General features: G+C 42.5%; 26 protein-coding genes. 8 read left to right on the forward strand and 18 right to left on the reverse strand.

Features of this window, described 5'->3' with window-relative positions; genetic code table 11:
• Positions 1–122 precede the first annotated feature (122 nt).
• Positions 123–1,199, forward strand: a complete 1,077-nt coding sequence (locus FTT99_RS05260; RefSeq protein ID WP_180130514.1) for an aromatic ring-hydroxylating dioxygenase subunit alpha — start codon at positions 123–125, stop codon at positions 1,197–1,199.
• 117 nt (positions 1,200–1,316) lie between these two features.
• The gene (locus FTT99_RS05265; RefSeq protein WP_078190650.1) at positions 1,317–1,883 is read left to right on the forward strand and encodes a 5'-nucleosidase; all 567 of its coding nucleotides are present in this window, start codon (positions 1,317–1,319) and stop codon (positions 1,881–1,883) included.
• A gap of 69 nt (positions 1,884–1,952) precedes the next feature.
• Here the strand turns inward: FTT99_RS05265 and FTT99_RS05270 are convergent, their stop codons facing one another.
• The 14 genes from FTT99_RS05270 to ubiG all read right to left on the reverse strand — a co-directional run bounded on the left by FTT99_RS05270 (position 1,953) and on the right by ubiG (position 14,106).
• Positions 1,953–2,573, reverse strand: coding sequence for a TetR/AcrR family transcriptional regulator (locus tag FTT99_RS05270; RefSeq protein ID WP_078190649.1), 621 nt, complete (start codon positions 2,571–2,573; stop codon positions 1,953–1,955).
• 347 nt (positions 2,574–2,920) lie between these two features.
• The gene (locus FTT99_RS05275) at positions 2,921–3,727 is read right to left on the reverse strand and encodes an ABC transporter ATP-binding protein (protein WP_180130590.1); all 807 of its coding nucleotides are present in this window, start codon (positions 3,725–3,727) and stop codon (positions 2,921–2,923) included.
• 10 nt (positions 3,728–3,737) lie between these two features.
• Entirely contained in the window at positions 3,738–4,553 is an 816-nt protein-coding gene (gene ssuC / locus FTT99_RS05280; protein WP_180130516.1) for an aliphatic sulfonate ABC transporter permease SsuC, read from the reverse strand.
• Positions 4,553–5,728, reverse strand: a complete 1,176-nt coding sequence (ssuD, locus tag FTT99_RS05285) for an FMNH2-dependent alkanesulfonate monooxygenase (RefSeq protein WP_180084475.1) — start codon at positions 5,726–5,728, stop codon at positions 4,553–4,555. Before ssuD ends, ssuC begins: the two co-directional genes overlap by 1 nt.
• Before the next feature lie 33 nt (positions 5,729–5,761).
• Positions 5,762–6,751 (reverse strand): aliphatic sulfonate ABC transporter substrate-binding protein, encoded by a 990-nt coding sequence (locus tag FTT99_RS05290; protein WP_180130518.1) that lies wholly within the window; start codon positions 6,749–6,751, stop codon positions 5,762–5,764.
• A gap of 26 nt (positions 6,752–6,777) precedes the next feature.
• Positions 6,778–7,740, reverse strand: a complete 963-nt coding sequence (locus FTT99_RS05295; RefSeq protein ID WP_180130520.1) for a sulfonate ABC transporter substrate-binding protein — start codon at positions 7,738–7,740, stop codon at positions 6,778–6,780.
• A 338-nt stretch (positions 7,741–8,078) separates the two neighbouring features.
• Positions 8,079–9,431: an amino-acid N-acetyltransferase gene (argA, locus tag FTT99_RS05300; protein WP_180084472.1), complete on the reverse strand. Its 1,353-nt coding sequence runs from the start codon at positions 9,429–9,431 to the stop codon at positions 8,079–8,081.
• A 131-nt stretch (positions 9,432–9,562) separates the two neighbouring features.
• On the reverse strand, positions 9,563–9,973 hold the full coding sequence (locus tag FTT99_RS05305) for an RcnB family protein (RefSeq protein ID WP_180084471.1): 411 nt from the start codon (positions 9,971–9,973) through the stop codon (positions 9,563–9,565).
• A gap of 241 nt (positions 9,974–10,214) precedes the next feature.
• A complete protein-coding gene (locus FTT99_RS05310; RefSeq protein ID WP_180008591.1) occupies positions 10,215–10,625 on the reverse strand; it encodes an RcnB family protein in 411 nt (136 codons plus the stop codon).
• Positions 10,626–10,934: 309 nt separating this feature from the next.
• Entirely contained in the window at positions 10,935–11,090 is a 156-nt protein-coding gene (locus FTT99_RS05315) for a hypothetical protein (RefSeq protein ID WP_180063058.1), read from the reverse strand.
• Positions 11,091–11,322: 232 nt separating this feature from the next.
• The gene (locus FTT99_RS05320) at positions 11,323–11,742 is read right to left on the reverse strand and encodes a hypothetical protein (RefSeq protein ID WP_111885093.1); all 420 of its coding nucleotides are present in this window, start codon (positions 11,740–11,742) and stop codon (positions 11,323–11,325) included.
• Between the two features lie 169 nt (positions 11,743–11,911).
• Positions 11,912–12,661, reverse strand: coding sequence for a YciK family oxidoreductase (locus tag FTT99_RS05325; protein WP_180022987.1), 750 nt, complete (start codon positions 12,659–12,661; stop codon positions 11,912–11,914).
• 36 nt (positions 12,662–12,697) lie between these two features.
• On the reverse strand, positions 12,698–13,396 hold the full coding sequence (locus tag FTT99_RS05330) for an HAD family hydrolase (protein WP_180130522.1): 699 nt from the start codon (positions 13,394–13,396) through the stop codon (positions 12,698–12,700).
• Entirely contained in the window at positions 13,396–14,106 is a 711-nt protein-coding gene (gene ubiG / locus FTT99_RS05335; protein ID WP_078190637.1) for a bifunctional 2-polyprenyl-6-hydroxyphenol methylase/3-demethylubiquinol 3-O-methyltransferase UbiG, read from the reverse strand. Before ubiG ends, FTT99_RS05330 begins: the two co-directional genes overlap by 1 nt.
• Positions 14,107–14,288: 182 nt before the next feature.
• On the opposite strand from ubiG, the gene FTT99_RS05340 reads away from it, so the two are divergent.
• Positions 14,289–14,906, forward strand: coding sequence for a thiol:disulfide interchange protein DsbA/DsbL (locus tag FTT99_RS05340; RefSeq protein WP_111885097.1), 618 nt, complete (start codon positions 14,289–14,291; stop codon positions 14,904–14,906).
• A gap of 37 nt (positions 14,907–14,943) precedes the next feature.
• Here the strand turns inward: FTT99_RS05340 and FTT99_RS05345 are convergent, their stop codons facing one another.
• Positions 14,944–15,621 (reverse strand): TetR family transcriptional regulator, encoded by a 678-nt coding sequence (locus FTT99_RS05345; RefSeq protein WP_180130524.1) that lies wholly within the window; start codon positions 15,619–15,621, stop codon positions 14,944–14,946.
• A gap of 176 nt (positions 15,622–15,797) precedes the next feature.
• On the opposite strand from FTT99_RS05345, the gene rph reads away from it, so the two are divergent.
• Entirely contained in the window at positions 15,798–16,514 is a 717-nt protein-coding gene (gene rph, locus FTT99_RS05350) for a ribonuclease PH (RefSeq protein WP_111885099.1), read from the forward strand.
• A 159-nt stretch (positions 16,515–16,673) separates the two neighbouring features.
• Entirely contained in the window at positions 16,674–16,889 is a 216-nt protein-coding gene (locus FTT99_RS05355; protein ID WP_180078513.1) for a hypothetical protein, read from the forward strand.
• 66 nt (positions 16,890–16,955) lie between these two features.
• On the opposite strand, the gene nadC is transcribed toward FTT99_RS05355, so the two are convergent.
• The gene (gene nadC / locus FTT99_RS05360) at positions 16,956–17,801 is read right to left on the reverse strand and encodes a carboxylating nicotinate-nucleotide diphosphorylase (RefSeq protein WP_180130526.1); all 846 of its coding nucleotides are present in this window, start codon (positions 17,799–17,801) and stop codon (positions 16,956–16,958) included.
• A gap of 198 nt (positions 17,802–17,999) precedes the next feature.
• Here nadC and ampD point away from each other — a divergent pair, with 198 nt between their 5' ends.
• Positions 18,000–18,572 carry a 1,6-anhydro-N-acetylmuramyl-L-alanine amidase AmpD gene (ampD, locus tag FTT99_RS05365; RefSeq protein WP_180130528.1) on the forward strand — a complete coding sequence of 191 codons (573 nt, stop codon included), beginning with the start codon at positions 18,000–18,002 and terminating at the stop codon, positions 18,570–18,572.
• A gap of 86 nt (positions 18,573–18,658) precedes the next feature.
• A complete protein-coding gene (gene murJ, locus FTT99_RS05370; RefSeq protein WP_078193266.1) occupies positions 18,659–20,200 on the forward strand; it encodes a murein biosynthesis integral membrane protein MurJ in 1,542 nt (513 codons plus the stop codon).
• Positions 20,201–20,366: 166 nt separating this feature from the next.
• Here the strand turns inward: murJ and FTT99_RS05375 are convergent, their stop codons facing one another.
• Positions 20,367–20,525, reverse strand: coding sequence for a DUF1328 domain-containing protein (locus FTT99_RS05375; RefSeq protein WP_005006601.1), 159 nt, complete (start codon positions 20,523–20,525; stop codon positions 20,367–20,369).
• A 167-nt stretch (positions 20,526–20,692) separates the two neighbouring features.
• Here FTT99_RS05375 and FTT99_RS05380 point away from each other — a divergent pair, with 167 nt between their 5' ends.
• Positions 20,693–21,145 carry a YcgN family cysteine cluster protein gene (locus tag FTT99_RS05380; RefSeq protein ID WP_180036044.1) on the forward strand — a complete coding sequence of 151 codons (453 nt, stop codon included), beginning with the start codon at positions 20,693–20,695 and terminating at the stop codon, positions 21,143–21,145.
• Between the two features lie 27 nt (positions 21,146–21,172).
• Here the strand turns inward: FTT99_RS05380 and FTT99_RS05385 are convergent, their stop codons facing one another.
• Positions 21,173–21,649, reverse strand: coding sequence for a DUF523 domain-containing protein (locus tag FTT99_RS05385; RefSeq protein ID WP_078193265.1), 477 nt, complete (start codon positions 21,647–21,649; stop codon positions 21,173–21,175).
• Positions 21,650–21,651: the final 2 nt, after the last annotated feature.

Genomic DNA, 21,651 nt, shown 5'->3' on the forward strand with positions numbered 1-21,651 from the left:
TATAAAATTTGCGCGTATTTTCGAGAGATCAATTGGCTTCGAGATATAAACTTGCTTGAAGTGTAGGTGCTAGAGTAAGGATTATGGATTAAAACAAAAAAGATAAAAATAAGGATCGAATTATGTGTAATCAAACCAGTTTTTGGGATGATGCCAAAGGATTATTAGAAGAGTGGTACGTCGCTTGTACCTCTAAAGAACTCAAAAAAGATCAACCTTTTTCAGCCACCCTGTATGGTAAAAAAATTGTTCTGTTCCGACAAAAAGATGGAACAGCCGCTGCATTGCTCGATCAATGTGTGCATCGTGGTGTGCCTTTGTCTCAGGGTAAAATGACTGATGGCTGTGTGACATGTCCATATCATGGTTGGTCGTATCAGGGTGATGGCCATGTGGCGCATATTCCCAGTGTCAATGGACAATTTTTTCCAGAAAAACCGCATCCCTTTAAACAGCGTAGTTTTGATGTGTGTGAGCAAGATGGGGTGGTATGGATTTATCTCGGTGAAAAGCCAAAACAAGAACGCCCAGAAATATTTAAATTACCATTTTATGATCAAGCCGGTTGGGTCAGCTACTACATGGTTGGCAGTTATGATGGCGAGATGGGCGCTGTTGCACAAAATATTATTGATGTGACCCATACTATATTTGTCCATGAAGGCTGGTTTCGTTCAGAGTCCGGAAAAGCCGTAGATGCCACCATAGATGTTGGGCCGCGCAAAGTAGTGGTTGACTATCATGACCATGATGCAGATGTTGGCATGATGCCATGGCTAACCAATCCGCATGGTGCTGAACAAGTCCACCGCGACAGTTTTATCGCACCGAATATTACCTTGGTGGAGTACCATTGGGGAGAGCCGTCGGGCATGGTGTTTAATAGTCTGATTAGCCCTGTGGGGCCGTATGAGTCACGGGTTTATACCTGTGTCAGTTATAAATTTCCCATTCCAAAATTGTTGTCTAAGGCATTGATGCCGGCTGTGAATGCCTATACTTGGGTGGTCAACAAACAAGACATTAAAATTTTGTCAGCGCGAAGAGCTGGCATCGAGCATATGCCGATGACCCATTCGCATAGTGTGAGAGGGGATATGGCACATATTGCATTAGAGAAGATTTTAGATGCCTTACGTCATGACCAACAATTGGCACCATCTTTTATTGGCAAGCGGCCTATGCAATTTCAAATTTGATAGCAGTTGAATCTGCTTGAGGAATTTATTTTTCTGAGCAATGTGATTTTTGAAGATGATTTTTCTGCGCACGTGCAAATGTATGCTATATGAAGGCATCAATTTGAGGAGACCGCTATGCGTCAGCAAATCGCTTTAATTATGGCACTGCCGAGTGAATCTAAAGGCTTATTTGAAGCTGCAGGCATTGAAGTGCATTACAGTGGTATTGGTAAAGTCAATGCCGCATTTAAAGCCTTTGATGTGATTCAAAAAACCGGATGTCATACTTTGCTGAATTTGGGCACTGCGGGAAGTTCACATTTTGATGCACATGCGTTGGTTGAAGTGGCTCAATTTGTACAACGGGATATGGACGTATCGCCTTTGGGTTTTGATGTCGGGGTGACCCCGATGGATACCGATCATCCTGCTGAAATTCAGCCAGAGAGCATGTTTAGCCATTTGCCTAAAGGAATTTGTGGTACAGGCGACAGCTTTGAAACTGGGCTGCCGAAAGTACCGTGTAATCTTGTCGATATGGAAGGCTACGCAATCGCTAAAGTATGTAAAAAACTGGGTGTTCGCTTTGTGTCGGTAAAATATATTACCGATGGTGCGAATGACACAGCACATTTGGATTGGGAAGAAAATTTATTATTCGGCGCAAAGAAATTATTGGAATTATATCAAACAGTAAAATAAGGCATTTAGCTAATTTCGGTCGGCGACCATAGAATGCTATGGTCGTATGCCAATTCGACCCAATTCAATTTACTTTTCTGGGCGTGGAATTACACCGTAAAGCATCATATGAACGGTATGTTGAATAATCCGTTGTTGCATACTGCGATTACGTAAGGTTTTTCCAGTGACCATTTCCATTTGGGTTGCAAAGTCAGCATAGTTTTGCGTAATTGCCCAAATGTTCAGAATTAAAAGTTCTGGATCAATATCTTTTGAAATTTTGCCTTGTTCTTGCCAGTTGCTAATGACTTTGGCTTTGCGTTTCACTAATTTTTTTAGTGGACCTTTTAAAATTTCAAGAATGTGTGGTGCGCCCTGAATGACTTCAAGTGCGAACAAACGTGAGGCTTTCGGTTGGGTACGAGATACTTCAATTTTCTGCAATAGATAATTGGTGATCGCTTCTTCAGGCTCAAGGTCTGCTTCCAACATTTGTAGCGGAGCAAGCCACTTTTGTAGAACCGTTGTCAGAACTTCAACATAAAGCGCTTCTTTATTTTCATAGTAATAGAAAATATTCGATTTATGCATTTCTGCAATCTGTGCGATCTCATCCAAGCTGGCGCCATTGAAGCCATACAGGGAAAAGACATCCAGTGCTGCATTAAGCAACTGGTGGCGTTTCTGGGTACTCTTTTTTTGTTCCATTAGCTCTTTTAAGAAAATGAAAAGGGAATATTGAATTGTACGGCAAATCAACAGATTTGTGCACAATCATCGTTTTTAATTTTATGAATTTTGGCAGTTTATTCTGTTCAACGGTCAAATAAATACGACGAATGCCATAATATTTCAAATAATCATTTTAGGGTGAAATTTAAATAAATCATTATTTTTAGTCATGGCTTTTTATGATTTGTCGTAATTTTTGTGATGTATTTGTCAACAGGCGATAAATCTCCCCTCAATGCTAAACATGGTTTTGTTGCGATATTGTTCTTGAATAGTACAGGAAGTCACACGGTTTAAGTGATGATTTCCTGCACAAGTACAGCTTAAGTGGCCAAGACCGCTTGTAAGACTTGTTGTTCAAGTTCAGTAAATTCAATGCCTTTTTTTCGTGGGCGGGGCAAATCGACACTAAATTCTTTGGCAATATGGCCTTTATCGAGCAAGATTATACGGTCTGCCAACTGCACGGCTTCACTTACATCATGCGTGACCAAAATTGCGGTAAAACCTTGTTCAGTCCAGAGTTTTTCAATCAAATTCTGCATATCTAAACGTGTTAAGGCATCGAGCGCACCCAGTGGTTCATCTAGCAGCAAAATGCGTGGTTTATGTGACAAGGCACGTGCCAGTGCAGTACGTTGACGTTGCCCTCCTGACAGCTGTGTTGGCCAAAGCCCCGCTTTGTCTTTTAAACCAACTTTATCGAGGAGTGCTGTGGCATTGGCATGTTGGTCTTTGCTTAAACCGAGTTGCACATTTTTCTCAATGCTACGCCAAGGCAGGAGGCGAGGGTCTTGGAACATCACACGAATATCATCACTTGTGATGCCTTCACGAATATGACGAGCAGACTTAAATTTAATTTCTCCATAACTCGGTTTTTCTAAGTCGGCGATGAGGCGAAGCAGGGTACTTTTACCACAGCCACTACGACCGACAATCGCCAAGAATTCACCGGGTTGAATATGCAGGTCAAGGTCTTCAAGGACTTTAACATCGCCATAAAATTTGTGTAGTTGTTCAATCAGGATCTCTGCGCCCAACACCGCATGGGGGTTGATATCCTCGACAGAAGAACGCTGAGGTTGGGTTGAGTCGTCTGCATGACGGCTTATACTTAAATCGGTCATCATATGCTCCTTATTTTTGGTAACCCGAGTGCCAACGGAGTAAATATTTTTCTAAGGTAACAGCCAGTACATCGGCCAATTTACCGAGTAGGGCATACAATAAAATCCCGACCAAGACGATGTCGGTTTGCAGGAATTCGCGTGCGTTCATGGTCATATAACCGATGCCGGCTTGTGCAGAAATGGTTTCTGCCACAATCAACAAAACCCAAACGAGCCCGAGTGAAAAACGCAGACCAACTAAAATAGACGGCATCGCCCCCGGTAGAATGATTTCTTTATACAGTTGCCAGCCACTCAAACCGTAGCTTTTGCCCATTTCAATCAGTTGAGGATCTACAGAGCGAATACCATGATAGGTGTTGATATAAATGGGAAAGAATACTCCAATAGCAACTAAAAAAAGCTTGGCCGATTCATCGATCCCAAACCATAAAATCACCAAGGGAATCAGGGCAAGAGCAGGAATGTTACGGATCATTTGCAGCGTGGTATCAAGTAGCGTCGATGCTGTTTTGGATGAACCATTCAGCAGCCCTAAAAAAAGACCTAATCCACCCCCAACTAAAAGCCCAACCAAAGCACGACCCGCACTGATTTGGACATGCTTCCACAGTTCACCACTGATCAGTAAGTTCCAAAAGGCCACCACCACCGCACTTGGCGCAGGCAAAATACGACTTTCTAACAGCCCTGTAACAGAGGCAATTTGCCACACGATAATTAATGCAATAGGAAACAACCAAGGCAGCAAACGCTGCCCGAGTTGTGTTCCACGTGAAACCTTCGGTGCTTTGAAGGTTTCAACAGAAAAAGTTTTGGACATTAGGCCGGCTCCTGAATCTTTTTAGCTTTTTTATTTTCATCTGGGGTGTAGTTGTTCGCGACAATCTCACCAAATGGGCCGGTTAAGTTAGGTTGAACCAATTTTTGACGTGTTTCCAATGGCAGTAGTGGGAACACCAATTCTGCAAAACGAATAGACTCTTCAAGGTGTGGGTAACCAGAGAAAATAAAAGTGCTAATACCTAGATCGGCATATTCTTGGATACGTGCGGCGACGGTTTCAGGATCACCAACGAGTGCTGTACCTGCACCACCACGAACCAGACCGACACCCGCCCATAAGTTTGGCGATACTTCTAATTTACTGCGGTCGCCATTGTGTAGTTCAGCCATACGGCGTTGCCCTACAGAGTCCATGGTTTTGAACTTGGCTTGCGCGGCGGCAATGGTGGCATCGTCGACATATTGGATCAGTTCTTCAGCTGCTTTCCATGCCTCTTCATTGGTTTCACGCACAATGACGTGTAAACGAATGCCATAATTCAGTTCACGTCCTTTGGCTTTGGCTTTTTCACGCACCACTGCAATTTTTTCTTTCACCGCAGCAGGTGGCTCACCCCAAGTCAAATAGGTGTCAACTTGATCAGTCGCCAGTTCAACAGCTGCCTCTGAAGAACCGCCAAACCATAGTGGTGGATACGGTTTTTGTACCGGTGGATAAAGTAATTTTGCGTCGTCCACACTCAAACGTTCGCCATGGAAGGTATAGCTTTCACCAGTATGTGAACGGGTTAAAATTTCACGCCAAATCGTGGTGTATTCTGCTGCAGTTTGGTAACGCGTCGCATGATCTTCATAGACACCATCACCCTTGAGTTCTTGCTCATCGCCGCCTGTGACTAAGTTGAGTAAGATTCGACCGCCAGATAAACGGTCAAAAGTTGCAGCCATACGTGCAGTCAGTGCAGGCGTTGTCACCCCTGGACGTAGCGCGACTAGAAATTTTAGATTTTTAGTGGCATCAATCAAGCTTGCAGCTGTAAGCCATGGATCTTCACATGAACGACCTGTCGGAATCAGAACGCCTTCATAGCCAAGATTATCCACCGCTACCGCAATTTGCTTCATGTAGGCATGATCGACTTGGCGTGCACCTTTACTTGTTCCTAAGTAGCGACTGTCACCGTGGGTAGGGATAAACCAGAAAATTTTCATGTTCAGTTCCTTGTATTTTTGATGGCTCGGGTATCAATGTGATGAAGGTGTCCAAACTTGCTTTTGGACTTGAATGTTGTTTGGAATCAGTTGGACTTGTTCAAATAAGTCCGCAATATTTTGCTGTGCTTGTATGACCTCGGGTGTCAGTGGGCGCACAGGAGATGGTTTAGATCGGCGAGAAAAGGCTTGCGCAGCAATATTCTTTTGCAGCCCAGTGCTGTTTTGATAAATCTCTAAAGCCACATTTTGGTTCTTCACAATCCACTGATCGGAAGCGTCTAGGGCCTTTAAAAATTTAGCTGGGGCATCAGGGTGTGCTTGAACGACTTTTGGATTTGCCACATAAAATGAATAGGTCTTTGGAAAATCACCAGATTGAATCAGCACTTTAGCCTGAGCATCCAACTCCGCTGCAGATAAAAACGGGTCCCAAATGGCCCATGCATCAATTGATTTTTTATCAAATGCGGCACGTGCATCTGCTGGTGGAATCCAAATCGGTTGAATGTCATTCCAAGTCAAACCGGCTTTTTCTAAAGTTTTGGCTAATAACTCATGCGCACTCGAGCCTTTTTGTACAGCAACGCGTTTGCCACGTAATTCTTGAATGGTTTTGATTGAGCTATCCGCTGGAATCACGACAGCAAGCGACTGTTCAGGCACCACTTCATAGCCAATATAATTCAGGTCTTTATTGGCAGCTTGGGCAAAAATAGGCGGGGTGTTGCCGACATAGCCATAATCCACTGCACCGACGGCAAGGGCTTCTAACATTTGTGGGCCAGCAGGGAATTCCTTCCACTCAATGTGAGCGCCGGGAAATTGTTGTTCAAAGAGCTTTTGTTCACGGGCAACCAGCAAATTTAAGGCTGATTTTTGAAAACCAATAACCAAGGTTTTTACGGCTGTTTCAGCTGGTTTTTCACGATCCTGCTGTGCTGTTTCTTGTTTTTGGCAGGCACTGAGTCCAAGGCCAAAAGTGGTTAAAGTCAGTATGGAAAATGTTCTTAGAATACGCATGGCATCGCCCTTATGCTGTGGTCGGCTTATTTGATAATGGCCGACTCAATATTTAATTTATTGGGAATTAATTTTTCGTTATAAAACGCATCAGCGACTTGCTGCTGCTCTTGCGCCACTTGTGCAGTAATCGGCGTCACTTGATTGCCTAAGCGAGAAATTGATGTTTTAAGTACATCCAGACCTAAGCCGGTTTTGCCTTCGAGTAACTTGGCCGCTTCGTCTTGATTTTTTGAGACCCATTGCGTGGTCAAATTCAACTCATTCACCACAGCTTGCAGGACTTTTGGATTTTCCTGAGCAAATTTGCGATCGGCCAAATAGAACTGGTAGTTCTTCACCAAGTTTTCGCCATTGGCAATGGTGCGAGCATTAAGTTGATGCTCAGCGGCAGAAAGGAACGGGTCCCAAATTACCCATGCATCGACTGCACCTTTTTCAAAGGCAGCTCGTGCATCGGCAGGCGGTAAATACACGACATTGATGTCGCTAAATTTAAGCTGATTGGCTTCCAACAACTTGAGCAACAGGTAATGCACGTTTGAGCCTTTGTTTAAGGCCACACGTTTACCTTTTAAATCCTGAATACTGTGAATAGCCGAATCTTTTTGCACAATTAACGCTTCAGCTTTTGGAACAGCAGGTTGGTTGGCAATGTAAACCAAATCGGTTTGAGCGGCTTGTGCAAAGATAGGTGGTGCTTCACCGACTTCACCAAATGACACGCTGCCTACATTCAGGCCTTCAAGCAACTGTGGACCAGCAGGAAATTCGACCCATTTGATATTTACACCTTGGCTTTTTAAGGCTGTTTCTAAGGTTCCGCGTTCTTTTAAAATTGGCAATAAGCCATATTTTTGGAAGCCGATATTTAAGGTGACATTTTCTTCAGCCTCTTTTTTGCCACAGCCCGACATCATCATGCCACCCACAACCGCTGTAGACAGTACAAGTGTTTTTGTCCAAAGTTTTGCTTTGTGAGTACGCATGTGTTGCTCCTATAAAGGCCTAAAGTTGCAGAACTGTTGATTTATGAACACATAAGCTAAAGAGTTTTCTTTTTCGAAAAAAATAAGAAAACTTAAATTTAAAATCAGGAAAAAAGATAAATAAAAATCAGCAAAACTTATGAAAAATTATGATTTTAGAAAAACATATAATGTGCAGAGGTATTATTTTAAGTTGTTGAAATTATTTTATTTATTATGGTTATTTAAATGGCAGATATAGTTATTCTGTGGCTTGCAAAGTGATTGAAGGGTTATGCCAAGGGATTCGGCATAACCTTATGCAAAATAATGCTATTCAGCGCATAAAAAAAGCCACTTTAAAGTGACTTTTTACAAACCAATGAGTTTCTTTGATAGTTATATAAGGCCTGACGGGCATTCGGTAAGTCATCGACACTGACTTGTTCAAAACCTTGTTCAAGGAACCAATGCGCTGTTCGTGTGGTCAAAATAAACAATTGTTCGATACCTAAATCTCGCGCTTTTTCTTCTAAATAATGCAAAATTTGGCTACCGCGATTTGATTTTCGATACCCTGGATGCACAGCTACGCACGCGATTTCAGCAGAGCGTTTTTCATTCCCTGTGACAGGAATCGGGTATAACGCAGCGCAGGCCAAAATCGTACCGTCACGTTCAATCACTGCAAATTGTCCAATTTCATTTTCCAGACGTTCGCGTGAGCGATAAACCAAGATACCTTCTTGTTCGAGAGGACGTAAGAGATTGATTAAGCCGCCAACATCTTGAATATCGGCAGTACGCACTTCTTCATAATGCGCATCAGTGATCATGGTGCCAGAACCGTCACGCGTGAACAATTCTTCGATCAATGCGCCATCATAAGCATAGGAAATGAGATGAACACGGTGTACGCCTTGAAGGGAAGCATCTTTGGCAACGCTTAAATGCAGGGCTATGTCGGGGTTAGAATCTTGATATTGCAAAATATGCTGATCAAGTTGATGAGGCGTAATTTCGCGTTGTAGCTGCCCATGTTCATTGTGCAAACCATGTTGTTTGCCCAAGAAAATCAACTTATCCGCTTTTAAGCTGATCGCGGTTTTGGTCGCAACTTCTTCAGCCAATAAATTAAACACTTCACCTGTCGTGGAATAACCTGTTGGCCCAAGCACCACAATATTTTGGCTCTCTAAATGACGTTGAATCGCATCGATATCGACGGAACGAACTTCACCAGACAGTTGAAAATCGATACCGTCACGAATGCCATACGGTTTTGCCGTGACCAAATTGCCTGAGACCACATCAATACGCGCGCCGTACATCGGTGAGTTGGCTAAACCCATAGACAGGAGGGCTTCAATTTGCAGACGAATGGAACCGACGGCATTCATCACCGCAGGTAAGGATTCGCGAGTGGTGATGCGACGGTGATGATGAAATGGTGTCTTGATGCCGCTGCTTTGTAAATTATGATTGATTTGCGGACGAGCACCATGCACCAAAATTAGATGAATACCAAGTGAGTGTAATAAGGCAATATCATGAATAATGTGTTGAAAATTTTCATGTTGCAGCGCTTCACCATCAAACATGATGACAAAGGTTTTGTTGCGATGCGCATTAATATAGGGTGCAGAATGACGGAACCAATGCACATACTGTAAGGTTGTGCTGGAAGATGGTTCAGTGATATTCGTTTGCATGCCTATGCCTGTTTATTCGCTCTGTTATGGATGATTCTAAACAAAAACAGATGACAGCGGAAAGCAAATATAAAAAAACACCTGAACAGTGTTCAGGTGTTGGGAAAGGGACTCAAGAGATCGTTGAATGATTAGCCATTCTTAATTCGAATGATGCGATCGGTACGATCATTGACTAGCACGTAATCACCATTGATTTTGTACCATTGTTGATAACGACCGGTGTTCGGTAAGCGGCGTGCTTCACGATCACTCACTTTGTAGCGGCTTGAGTCGAAATAACGTGGAAAGCTTTGACCGACACGCCAATCACGGCTTGGGTTTACACGACGAAAGTCATTACGGTCGTAGCGATTATTGTCATAACGGTTGTTGTTATTCCAATTGCTCGGACGGTGGTCATTGTTCCAACGGTTATCTTGATGTTGGTATGACGGATGGTAACGGCGGTCATCTTGACGATGGTCTGGTGCAGCGATTGCTGCTGTCGTTGCCATTAAAGCCGATACTGAAAGAACTAAAGTCGATACGATTTTGTTCATGGGACACCTCTATACATTTCTAATCTGTTTTTCGATGATTCAAAATTAGCGAGAAAGTTCAGAGAAAGCGTGGGGGTAATATAGTTGAATTGTGAAATGTATGGAGGAAATTTGAAGGTGTGCAAATGACCTGAAAGCTAGGCAGCATCAGGCTTTTCGGTTAAATGTTGAAAAACCTCATAAAAAAACCCAGAGTTAATCTGGGCTTTAAAAAATATGGCGAAATTTAATTCAAAATGGCTTACATACCTAAAATTTTCAGAATACTGTTACTATCTGAGTTGACCAATATGTAGTCATTATTGATTTTATACCATTGCTGATTACGCGATGGTTTAGGTAAGTTATGGTCTTTATAATCGACTTTATAACCATTACCACGATAATGCTGTGGCATCACATAGCCCGTTTGCCATTTATGTTGTTGCAAACGTTTGACTCCACGTTGTTCACGCATACGGCGTCGATCTTCAAGATCGTCATCGTCCTGATAACCACGGAAATCACGATCTTTTTTCATTTGACCATATGCATTGCCGCGTGGGCCATCAAAGCCACGTTCATCGTTCTTGAAGTGAGGCGCTGCAGACGTGATGCTGCTTGCTATTAAAGCACTGAAAGAAAGAGCCAAAATTGGCAAAATCTTTTTCATGTTCAACCCTCATGAGTAATTTATCTTCAATATCACTACTGTACGCATTAAATGCAGAGAAACTGTGAAGAAAGATGAATATTTCTTTAAATAAAACGAAGAGATTGCGGATATTATGCGATAAATTTGGCGCCGAGAACAATCTTTCCATCTTGAAAACGATGGCCCGATAAAGCGTGCTTTTATCCTTGCAATTCAGCTTTGATCAAATTTGAGGTCTATTTTAAGCAAGATCAAAAATGCCCATCAAGTCTTGATGGGCAAATAGGGTAGAGATACTGGACTGAAAACGGTGGGTAAATTCGGGTTTTAGTACCACTGCTCATTGAGGCATTGGAGTGAATAAATCGCTTGAGCCACAGATTCAGCTTGCTCGGCATCGTCCATTGCAGAGATCAAATTTTCAGTCAGTTGTAAGTTTTCAATTGAACGAATGGTTTCAATTTTACGTTTTTGATCAGCCATTTGGGTCTCCTTGCCGTCGGTCTATGTCATGCTCAGCAGTCTATGCTTTTATACTTGATTTGAAAAACAGAATATTATTATAAAAATAATTTAAAAATACGATCAATGGCAAGTTGGGTAATGAAGCTGTCTATTGATCAAAGCTTGTTGAATTTCAAATGCTAATCTAAGAGTTTAAAAAAAGGGCATCAAATGGCCCTTTTTAGTTCTAAATGTGTCACTTGGAACGTAATTAGTATGCGTATTTCAGGTCGGTATAATCCGTTAATGATTTTTGAATATGAGCTTGAATAAATTCATTAATATCTTCAGGTGTCATTGCTGCACCTTGTTTGGTAATCACATGCTCAAACGGTGCTTGATCTTGCGCAATGATGCGATAAACAAAGTTAGTGATCACTTGAAAGCCTGCTTCTTGCTTTTGAATGCAAGTGACATAGAAATAGGCATGCTCAAAGTTTAAGTCAGTATGCGAAAAAATAAATTGTTCAAATAATTTTGCATTTTGACCGACATCTAAGCCTTTTAAATCGTCCACGATACTCGGGTCGAATTTCATGCCATATTTTGCTGAAATCGGTTGACCATCGACCAGTAGGTTAACCATGCCATCCTCAGTTGGAGTCACTGTAATATTGCTAAAGTCAGACATGTATCAATCCAATGTTTTTAAAGAATGCCTCAAGTATCGGCAAATTTGCTAAAAACTCAAGTCGACTTTCGCGTGGACACCGCGAAATCAGTCGGTTAATGATGTCTTGTAGGCATTCAATACATAAAAAAAGGAAGCGCGAGCTTCCTTTTTAAATTGGGTTTTCACCCTATTCATCTTGGGCATCTATGCTGGCACCGGTTAAATGCAAGCTGTCGTCACCCATTAAATATAAATATGCAGGCATGATGCTTTCAGGCGTAGGCAAAGTTTTTGGATCTTCGTCTGGATACGCCTTTGCACGCATGGCAGTACGTGTTGCCCCTGGGTTAATGCAGTTGAAGCGAATATTCGGATGTACATTTTCTTTTGCGAATAAAGTGCTTACGGCTTCAATGGCAATTTTTGAAACCGAGTACGCGCCCCAACGTTCACGGGCTTCACGCCCCACACCTGAACTGGCAAAGACCACTGAGGCATGCTCAGATTTTTGCAGTAGGGGCATCAGCTCTTGAGTCAGTACAAAGGGCGCACGAAGGTTCACCGCCATGACATCATCCCAAACATCCACAGGATAATGTTCTAGTTCAGTTCGCTCACCCAAAATCCCTGCATTATGCAAAATGCCGTCTAGGCGACCAAATTGCTTTTCTAAGGTGTCGACCAATAGCTCATAATCACGAGGAGAGGCACTAGACAGTTGTAGCGGTAAAATAGCCGGTTGGGGGGCACCCAATCCTTCAATTTCATCGTAAATCACTTCTAGTTTATTCAGTGTGCGTCCATGTAAGACCACGGTTGCGCCATGTAAGGCATAACTGAGGGCAGCCGCACGGCCAATACCATCGCCCGCACCTGTAATCAGGATAATGCGATCTTTAAGCAGATCGGGGCGAGGTTGATATTCTGAATATTTCATCCGTACCTCCTCGTTTTATTGTGTTGTGTTCTATCGTTATAAAGTCGCTGTGTTTAGCATTTTCGGTTTGATGACCAAATCATGAATGACTTCATGCAATTCAGCAACAGTCTTCACTATACAATCTGCATGCCAAGCTGTTAAGTCATCTTTGTGTTGTAAAGGTAAATAGCCATAAGCCGCAAGAATTGTGTACATCTGCGCATTACGACCGGCATCGATATCACGTGGATGATCACCGACATAGATACAGTCTTGAGCATCTAGATGAATGTGCTTGGCTGCTAAATACATCGGCTCTGGGTCTGGCTTGGTTTTACTGACATCGTCTGGGCAAACCAATACCGAGCAGCGTTCAGTCAAATTCAACGCTTTGAGCAACGCTTCACTGAGTGAACGCGGCTTATTGGTGATAATGCCCCACGGAATTTGATGTTGTTCTAACTCTGCGAGTAGTGGATACATGCCTTCAAATAGATCGGTATCAACTGCAATATCAGCACCATACAGATCTAGAAAGCGTTGACGATGTGCCAGAAAGACAGGATCTTCAACGTCTAACTCTGGATAGACCAGTTTGACCATCGCACGCGCGCCTTCAGATACTTGTACACGAATATCTTCTGCACTGACCACCGCAATGCCTTTGTCACGGCACATGTCTTGAATAATACGAATAAAATCAGCCGCGGTATCAATCAGTGTACCGTCAAGATCAAAGAGTACAGCTTTCATTAGGCTTCTTTCACCGTATGAACCATATAGTTCACATCCACATTGGGTGCGAGCCAATAGCGTTTGGTGATCGGGTTATAATGTAAACCAGTCATATCTTTGAGTTTTAACTCGGCTTGACGAATATCATGAGCTAATTCTGAAGGTTTAATAAACTTGGAATAATCATGAGTGCCTTTCGCCAACATACGTAAAACATATTCCGCACCAATAATCGCAAACAAATACGCTTTAGGATTACGGTTAATGGTCGAGAAAAATACATGACCACCCGGTTTTACCAGTTTTTGACACGCTAAAATAATTGATGCTGGATCAGGTACATGTTCGAGCATTTCCATACAGGTAACGACGTCATATTGACCTGCTTGTTCTTCTGCCAATTGCTCTACAGGCACTTGGCGATATTCAATATTTTGCACATTTTCTTGTTCGGCATGTAGGCGTGCAACATTTAATGGCGCTTCGCCCATGTCGATACCCAATACTTGCGCGCCACGACGTGCCATGCTTTCAGCTAAAATACCACCGCCACACCCTACATCTAATACTTTCTTGCCAGTGATACCATTTGAATGCTCATCAATCCAGTTCAAACGCAGGGGATTAATCATGTGCAAAGGGCGGAACTCAGAATGCTGATCCCACCATATGGCTGCGAAAGCTTCAAATTTGGCAATTTCTTGTGGATCAACATTCAATTGCGACATCGGTTGCACCTCAATCAAGTCTTTATATTTTAGAAAAAAGTTTATGGGAGTTAGTGTAGCGCGTCCTGAAAAAAAAGCGATAAAAGCCTTAAAAAAGTTCACAGAATGAAAACGAAATCGACAGATTTGATTTATAGTGTTGCCATAAACTAATCATAATGATTTTGAGGACGATAAGTTCAATGAAAAAATTCCTTTTAGGCACGATTACAACAGCTATTTTGGCTTTTTCCGGCAGTGCGATGGCAGCACAATTTGTCGCGGGGACTGATTACACGGTTATTCCAAAACCGATTAAAGTCGAACGTCCAGGTAAAATCGAAGTCCGTGAGTTCTTTTGGTATGGCTGCCCACATTGTTTTACATTAGAACCGCATATGCAAACGTGGTTAAAGCAATTGCCTAAAGATGTACGTTTTGTCCGTACACCTGCAGCAATGAACCCACTTTGGGAACAAGGCGCACGTGCTTACTATGCATCGGAAGCATTGGGTGTTCGTCAAAAAGCACATTTACAATTGTTCCATGACATTCATGTGGGTCAGAAAAATATCTTAGAACAAGGCGCATTTGCGAAGTTCTACACCCGTTATGGTGTTCCTGAAGCGAAATTTAACAGCACATTTAAATCATTTGCTGTGTCATCAAAAATTGCTCAAGCGAAAAGCTTAGCGGCTCAATATCAATTGAGTGGCGTGCCTGCGATTACCGTCAATGGTAAATACATCGTACAAGGTGAAGATGCACGTACCGTTGAAATCGTGAAATTCCTTGTTGATAAAGAACGCAAAGCAAAATAACAGATGTCATAAAAAAGCCGCACTCGATGCGGCTTTTTTATGGCGATAAATTTTGTGGATCAGAGATTTGAGCCAAAGATCGATCCCAATGTAAGATGCCACGAAATAAGAGCTGAACTTGAGTCTGAGCTTGGCGGCGAAATTGTTGTAGCGCATCCGTACGTTGTGGAAGGTCAATATGTCGATGTAAGTCAATCCACTGCATGGCCCAACTTAAGGCCAATTCAAACAAAATTTGTCCCAATACTTTGAGGTCTTGTTCGGATTGAATATGTTGAGTCGCTTCAACTTGAGCCAGTGCATGGGCCAAATCGGTACTGAGAAAATTAAATTCACGTGTAATGGCTTGTCTTAAGGAAGCTGAACCACCCCAACGTTCAGCAATAAGAAACATCCATGCCTCAGGAAATTGCTCAACGGCATGAAATAAATAATCCAGACTTTGTCGTGTGCGTGCATCTGGTGCTTGAAAGCATTGCTGACTCAGTTGATTGAGGACATTCCGAAGGTGCAGGGCCATTTGGTCGACTAGTTCCAAACCGAGTTCGTCCATGTCTTGAAAATGGCGATAAAACGCAGCAGGAACCAAGCCGACATGACGGGAAATTTCGCGTAAGCTCAGACTGCTAAAAGAACGGCCTGTGGTACTCAATGCAAGCGCTGCATCAAGGATAGCTTTACGACTTTGTTGCTTACGTTCTTCCCGTATCGACATGCAATTCGTCCTGAATTTTGCGTGGCTTCAGTCTAACAAATTTCCTGATGTCGTACGATGGGCCTATCAAAACTTGGATGAATGGATTTTGTAAATGCGCACGAATGCGTCCCGAATCTGGCTGTACCTTCTGTTATAATGTACCGCAATCAATTTTGTCAGATTAAGGACTCATCATGCGTATCGACCAACGAGCATTAGATCAATTACGTGAAGTAAAAATTACCCGTAACTACACACGTTATGCGGAAGGTTCTGTATTGGTTGAATTTGGTCATACAAAAGTTCTTTGTACTGCAAGTGTCGACAACTCAGTGCCACGTTTCCTTAAAGGGAAAGGTCAAGGCTGGGTAACTGCGGAATACGGCATGCTTCCACGTTCTACACATACCCGTAGTGACCGTGAAGCAGCACGTGGTAAACAAAGTGGTCGTACACAAGAAATCCAACGTTTGATCGGTCGTAGCTTACGTGCCATGGTTGATTTGAAAAAATTGGGTGAAAATACAATTAGCATCGACTGTGATGTGATTCAAGCAGATGGCGGTACACGCACAGCATCAATCACAGGTGCAGCTGTTGCTTTGGTCGATGCGATGAATGTCTTGCTTGAAAATAAAAAAATCAAACAAGATCCGCTTAAAGGCTTAGTTGCAGCTGTTTCTGTAGGTATGTATCAAGATGAAGCATTACTTGATCTTTGCTATGAAGAAGATTCAAACTGCCAAACTGACTTAAATGTGGTCATGACACAAGCAGGTGAGTTCATTGAACTTCAAGGCACAGCTGAAGACAAACCATTTACGCGTGCACAGTGTAATGAAATGCTTGAATTGGCTGAAAAAGGTATTCAAGAGTTGATTAAGAAACAACAAGAAGCTTTGGGTTGGTAAGATTTACTCAAGCTTAAGTTGATAAAAGCACCTTCGGGTGCTTTTTTTTGTTTTTAAGTTGGGTGAGTAATATCGACTGACAAATTAAAACCGAAAAGCGCTATTGTTGGCAGCAAAGTTTCAGCACAGTGTGAAGAACACAATAACAAGGAGAAAATAATGAAAGCGTTATTGATCGGTTTTTCATTGTTGGGACTTTTAGGACTGAGTGCTTGTGATGTTTCCAATTCAAAAGATGAGGATAAAGAGCGCTTTGTTTTGTCATCAGATCGTGATCATGACAATGAGCAAAATGATGATGATCGTGATGCTAAAGCTGATCAAGATCAGGATGAAGAGCGAGAAGAGAATTCAAAAGGCAAAGATGATGATTAAAAGGAATCATCTTAAAAAGGGTGCTGATGAGCACCCTTTTTTAAATGGATTTAATTTTGGTAACGTTTAAGCATTAAAGCGCATAGACAGGTCAATTGCTTTCACATCTTTGGTTAAAACACCCATCGAAATATAGTCGACACCCGTTGTTGCCACTTCACGTAAATTTGCTATAGTGATATTGCCTGAGGCTTCAAGTTTGCAGCGACCATTCACATGTTTGACGGCATCAATCATTTGTTGCTGACTAAAGTTATCCAACATCACAATATCCGCACCTGCTTCCAACGCTTGGTTGAGTTCGTCCCAAGTTTCGACTTCCACTTCAACGGGTTTACCCGGAGCAATGGTATGCGCTTTAGCAATAGCTTGGCTAATGCCACCAGCAGCCATGATGTGGTTTTCTTTAATCAAAAAAGCATCAAATAAACCTAAGCGATGGTTTTGACCTCCACCAACAGCGACAGCATATTTCTGAGCAATACGTAGGCCTGGCAAGGTTTTACGGGTATCGAGTAGACGAGTATGCAAACCTTCAAGCTGCTGGACATAGGCAGCGGTTTTGGTCGCTACTGCAGATAAGGTTTGTACAAAATTTAAGGCTGGACGCTCAACCGTAAGTAAGCTACGCGCAGAACCTGCGAGTTTTAAAAAGGCTTCGCCTGCGGCCACACGGTCACCGTCATTTTTCAACCAAGTGACTTGGACAGCGGCATCATAAGCCTGAATGAGTGCATTGACCCAAGGCTGACCCGCCAAGATCATCTCTTCACGGCTGATAATCGTTGCAGTTGCTTGTTCATCTTCTGGAGTTAACAGGGCTGTAATATCGCCTTCGCCAATATCTTCTTGTAGTGCGTGTTGAATATTGATTTGGATTGATTGTTCAAGCAAAGATTGCGATATGCTCATAAGAAGTTCCGTATCTTTTTAACCCAGGAAAATGTGCGCGTTATATTAGCATTGTTCCTTAAAAATGAGTGATTTTTAACTCCTTTCACAGACTTGAATTGAGATTTCAATGTGAAAGTTTTAGCATTAAAACTTTCAAGTAGGGCTCGGCGTTTTGATCTGCAGCATTGCAGGCCGGCTTAGACACAGGATTTTTTTATGTCACAAGCAACAACATTTCAGGTGCAGGATGGGCAATTGCTAGGTGCGCGTCAAGTTCCATCACCGAACTTTAATCAGCGTCCCGCAGATACCGAAATTCAGCTTGTCGTCATTCATAATATTAGTTTGCCACCTTCTCAGTTCGGCGGTGGTTATATCGAACAATTTTTCCAAAATCAGTTGGATTGGTCGAAACATCCTTATTTTCAAACCATTGAAGGTATGGAGGTTTCTACCCATTTATTGATCTTGCGTACAGGTGAAGTACTGCAATTTGTGAATTTTAACGATCGTGCTTGGCATGCAGGGCGTTCTACCTATTTAGCACAAAAAGAATGTAATGATTATTCGATTGGGATTGAGCTGGAGGGCAGTGATGACTTGCCTTTCGAACCTGTGCAATATGAGGTATTGACTCAAGTGGTGGCATGTTTGCAGCAGGTTTATCCAAAAATTCAACAACATATTGCAGGGCATTCAGATATTGCACCGGGACGTAAAACTGATCCGGGTCCATTTTTTGAGTGGAACGCTTTTCGTCAACAGCTGCATCATTTTAAAAACAAATAAACAATACATACTGCGTTTAATAAACCAATGAAATTCCTTGACGAGTTTCATTACAATAGGCGCACTTTCAAAAGTGAGAAATACCGATGGCGCTTTGGCGTTCGACAGTCATTGTCAGTGCAATGACTATGTTGTCCCGTGTATTGGGACTGGTACGGGATATTGTCCTGTTAAATGTATTTGGTGCAGGTAAAGACTTCGATACCTTCGTGGTTGCCTTTCGTATTCCTAACTTTTTTAGGCGTTTATTCGCAGAAGGGGCATTTTCACAAGCCTTTATTCCTGTATTGACTGAATATAAAACCAGTAGAACCCATGCCGAAGTCCAGATTCTGATTAGCCGTGTTTTTGGCTGTTTAGGTCTGGTGATGACTAGTTTGACGTTCATCGCAATGGTGGCGGCACCCGCGATTATTTATATCTATGCACCGGGTTTCCATGGTGATGCAGACAAATTTGCGTTAGCTACCGATATGTTCCGCCTAACGATTCCTTACTTACTGTTTATGTCCTTAACGGCATTTGCCAGCAGTATTTTGAATAGTTATGGCTCATTCAGTACACCTGCGTTCGCTCCAGTGTTACTCAATGTCGCGATGATTGCCGGTGCGCTGTGGTTAACCCCTTATATGGCTGAGCCAATTATGGCTTTGGGTTGGTCTGTTGTCGCGGCAGGATTCTTGCAATTGGCGATTCAGATTCCAGAGCTGTGGCGTAAAAAATTACTGATTCCACCGAAAGTTGACTTCAAACACGAAGGTGTTGATCGCATCATGAAGTTGATGCTGCCAGCACTGTTTGGTGTCTCAGTGACGCAGATCAACCTACTGTTGAACACCATTTGGGCGTCTTTTATGCAAGACGGTTCAGTATCATGGCTATATAGTGCTGAACGTATGACCGAGCTACCTTTAGGTTTGATTGGGGTAGCTATTGGTACTGTAATTTTACCTTCGTTGTCTGCGCGTCATGCTGAACAAGATCAAGAAAAATTCCGTCGTATGATTGATTGGGCAGCTAAGGTCATTATCTTGGTGGGTGTGCCTGCCAGTATTGCGCTTTTCATGCTCTCGACACCTATTATTCAGGCCTTATTTGAACGTGGTCAATTTAGCTTTGAAGATACACAGATGACTGCATTGGCATTGCAATGTATGAGTGCTGGTGTGATTTCATTCATGTTGATCAAAGTGTTTGCACCAGGGTTTTATGCGCAGCAAGATACCAAAACTCCAGTACGTGTAGGTTTAATGGCGGTCGCAGCCAATGCCATTCTTAACGTGGTGTTTATTGGGTTCTTTAAACTGATTGATTGGCATGCTGAGCATATGGCCTTGGCATTGGCATCCTCTGGTTCCGCATTAGTGAATGCAGGGATGCTGTATTTTTATTTACATAAGCGCAATATTTTTCGCTTTGGCGCACATTGGAAAAAGTTGGTGATTCAGTTTGCGATAGCCAATGCTGTGATGATTGCTGCACTGTGGTATGGCTTAACATGGTACAACGGTGATGTATCTGCGTGGATGCGTGTCGCGGAAGTGATCATCTTATGTGTGATTGGTGTTGCTGCTTATGGTATCGCCTTAATTGCAACAGGCTTTAGACCACGTCATTTAAAACCATAAAGCTAAAACCATATAACGTAGTAAGTTTACGTGGATGTAAAAAAATAAGAGCTCATAGGCTCTTATTTTTTTCATTGACACTCAAGATGATAAAAACGTACGTTTCTTATCCATGAGTCTAAGGGGGGGGGTAATTTGTAGTTTAAAACGACATACAATCCGTCGCCTAAACTTTTCCTCGAGAGAGGAAACCAACAATTGCAAGGATAACTGCAATAACCAAAAGAATAACAGCAAAGTCTTTGGATAAGCCTGCCACACCACCAAAACCTAGCAAACTCGCAATCAATGCAATTACAGCGAAAATAATAGCCCAGCGGAACATAGTTTTATCTCCATGTGATTTTTTATTCTGTATGCCCATTATAAGAGGCTAAAAAAACCTACTATGTAGTCTTTTGTTTATTTAATGTTCAATATTCGGTAACTTAAACAAAGAATTAATGTGCAGGTTCAGTTAATATGCCTGCCACCTTTGTTGCGAGCGAGAAGATGACCGATACTCTACGCCCACATTTTTGGAAAAAGCATGCTTTGACTGAACTCACCCATTTGGAGTGGGAGTCACTCTGTGATGGTTGCGGACTTTGCTGTTTAATTAAGCTTGAAGATGAAGATACTCATGAGGTTGCCTACACCAAAGTGGCATGCAAACTTTTAGATTGTGAAAAGGCATCTTGCTCCGATTATCCAAATCGTCAATCACATGTTCCAGACTGTATACAGCTGACGCCACATCAGATTCACCAATTTCATTGGCTACCACCGAGCTGTGCTTATCGTAGAATTTCTGAAGGTAAAGATTTACCACGTTGGCATCATCTAGTGACGGGAAATCGTGACAGTATTTTGAAGGCACGAAAGTCTGCCGCAGGGCGTTGCATCAGTGAAGAAGACGTCAACCCTGACGATATTGAAGATTATATTGTACGTTGGGTACGCTAAAGGACACAGATACGCTCTATCTTGGATCTAGAGTTGATCTTGTATCATAGCCAGAAAGTCTTGTTCTGACAGAACCTGAAAACCGTGCTGTTTGAGGAGTGCTGTGGTTACTCCATAGCCTTCAATTTTCGTACGGGTAAAGCTGCCGTCATAAATATAATGGCTGCCGCAAGACGGGCTGCGATCTTTCAAGACAACAACATCAACTTTGTGTAATTGGGCCAATTCTAACATTCGTTGAGCACCTGCAATAAATTCAGCACTAACGTCTGTCCCCAAAACATCTTTAACTTGAGCTGTACCATTGAGCACATCAGTGGCTTGACCATTTTGAATTTCTGCAGGAAAACGTGGACAGCTCAGGCCGCCCATCATTTCTGGGCAGGCCGTAATGACTTGGTGAGTCTGCATCAGTTGGCAAATCGCTTGTTGTGTATTTGATTTTGCATCATAACGAACGGGTTGGCCTGCCAGACAGGCACTGACTAAATACTTCAGTGTCATCG

Source organism: Acinetobacter sp. YH12040, assembly GCF_013420005.1.
GTDB lineage: Bacteria > Pseudomonadota > Gammaproteobacteria > Pseudomonadales > Moraxellaceae > Acinetobacter > Acinetobacter amyesii.

Bases quoted from the DNA above. Each gene is read 5' to 3' on its own strand.
- FTT99_RS05260 (WP_180130514.1), top strand. From the start codon at position 123: ATGTGTAATCAAACCAGTTTTTGGGATGATGCCAAAGGATTATTAGAA.
- FTT99_RS05265 (WP_078190650.1), top strand. From the start codon at position 1,317: ATGCGTCAGCAAATCGCTTTAATTATGGCACTGCCGAGTGAATCTAAA.
- FTT99_RS05270 (WP_078190649.1), bottom strand. From the start codon at position 2,573: ATGGAACAAAAAAAGAGTACCCAGAAACGCCACCAGTTGCTTAATGCA.
- FTT99_RS05275 (WP_180130590.1), bottom strand. From the start codon at position 3,727: ATGACCGATTTAAGTATAAGCCGTCATGCAGACGACTCAACCCAACCT.
- ssuC (WP_180130516.1), bottom strand. From the start codon at position 4,553: ATGTCCAAAACTTTTTCTGTTGAAACCTTCAAAGCACCGAAGGTTTCA.
- ssuD (WP_180084475.1), bottom strand. From the start codon at position 5,728: ATGAAAATTTTCTGGTTTATCCCTACCCACGGTGACAGTCGCTACTTA.
- FTT99_RS05290 (WP_180130518.1), bottom strand. From the start codon at position 6,751: ATGCGTATTCTAAGAACATTTTCCATACTGACTTTAACCACTTTTGGC.
- FTT99_RS05295 (WP_180130520.1), bottom strand. From the start codon at position 7,740: ATGCGTACTCACAAAGCAAAACTTTGGACAAAAACACTTGTACTGTCT.
- argA (WP_180084472.1), bottom strand. From the start codon at position 9,431: ATGCAAACGAATATCACTGAACCATCTTCCAGCACAACCTTACAGTAT.
- FTT99_RS05305 (WP_180084471.1), bottom strand. From the start codon at position 9,973: ATGAACAAAATCGTATCGACTTTAGTTCTTTCAGTATCGGCTTTAATG.
- FTT99_RS05310 (WP_180008591.1), bottom strand. From the start codon at position 10,625: ATGAAAAAGATTTTGCCAATTTTGGCTCTTTCTTTCAGTGCTTTAATA.
- FTT99_RS05315 (WP_180063058.1), bottom strand. From the start codon at position 11,090: ATGGCTGATCAAAAACGTAAAATTGAAACCATTCGTTCAATTGAAAAC.
- FTT99_RS05320 (WP_111885093.1), bottom strand. From the start codon at position 11,742: ATGTCTGACTTTAGCAATATTACAGTGACTCCAACTGAGGATGGCATG.
- FTT99_RS05325 (WP_180022987.1), bottom strand. From the start codon at position 12,661: ATGAAATATTCAGAATATCAACCTCGCCCCGATCTGCTTAAAGATCGC.
- FTT99_RS05330 (WP_180130522.1), bottom strand. From the start codon at position 13,396: ATGAAAGCTGTACTCTTTGATCTTGACGGTACACTGATTGATACCGCG.
- ubiG (WP_078190637.1), bottom strand. From the start codon at position 14,106: ATGTCGCAATTGAATGTTGATCCACAAGAAATTGCCAAATTTGAAGCT.
- FTT99_RS05340 (WP_111885097.1), top strand. From the start codon at position 14,289: ATGAAAAAATTCCTTTTAGGCACGATTACAACAGCTATTTTGGCTTTT.
- FTT99_RS05345 (WP_180130524.1), bottom strand. From the start codon at position 15,621: ATGTCGATACGGGAAGAACGTAAGCAACAAAGTCGTAAAGCTATCCTT.
- rph (WP_111885099.1), top strand. From the start codon at position 15,798: ATGCGTATCGACCAACGAGCATTAGATCAATTACGTGAAGTAAAAATT.
- FTT99_RS05355 (WP_180078513.1), top strand. From the start codon at position 16,674: ATGAAAGCGTTATTGATCGGTTTTTCATTGTTGGGACTTTTAGGACTG.
- nadC (WP_180130526.1), bottom strand. From the start codon at position 17,801: ATGAGCATATCGCAATCTTTGCTTGAACAATCAATCCAAATCAATATT.
- ampD (WP_180130528.1), top strand. From the start codon at position 18,000: ATGTCACAAGCAACAACATTTCAGGTGCAGGATGGGCAATTGCTAGGT.
- murJ (WP_078193266.1), top strand. From the start codon at position 18,659: ATGGCGCTTTGGCGTTCGACAGTCATTGTCAGTGCAATGACTATGTTG.
- FTT99_RS05375 (WP_005006601.1), bottom strand. From the start codon at position 20,525: ATGTTCCGCTGGGCTATTATTTTCGCTGTAATTGCATTGATTGCGAGT.
- FTT99_RS05380 (WP_180036044.1), top strand. From the start codon at position 20,693: ATGACCGATACTCTACGCCCACATTTTTGGAAAAAGCATGCTTTGACT.
- FTT99_RS05385 (WP_078193265.1), bottom strand. From the start codon at position 21,649: ATGACACTGAAGTATTTAGTCAGTGCCTGTCTGGCAGGCCAACCCGTT.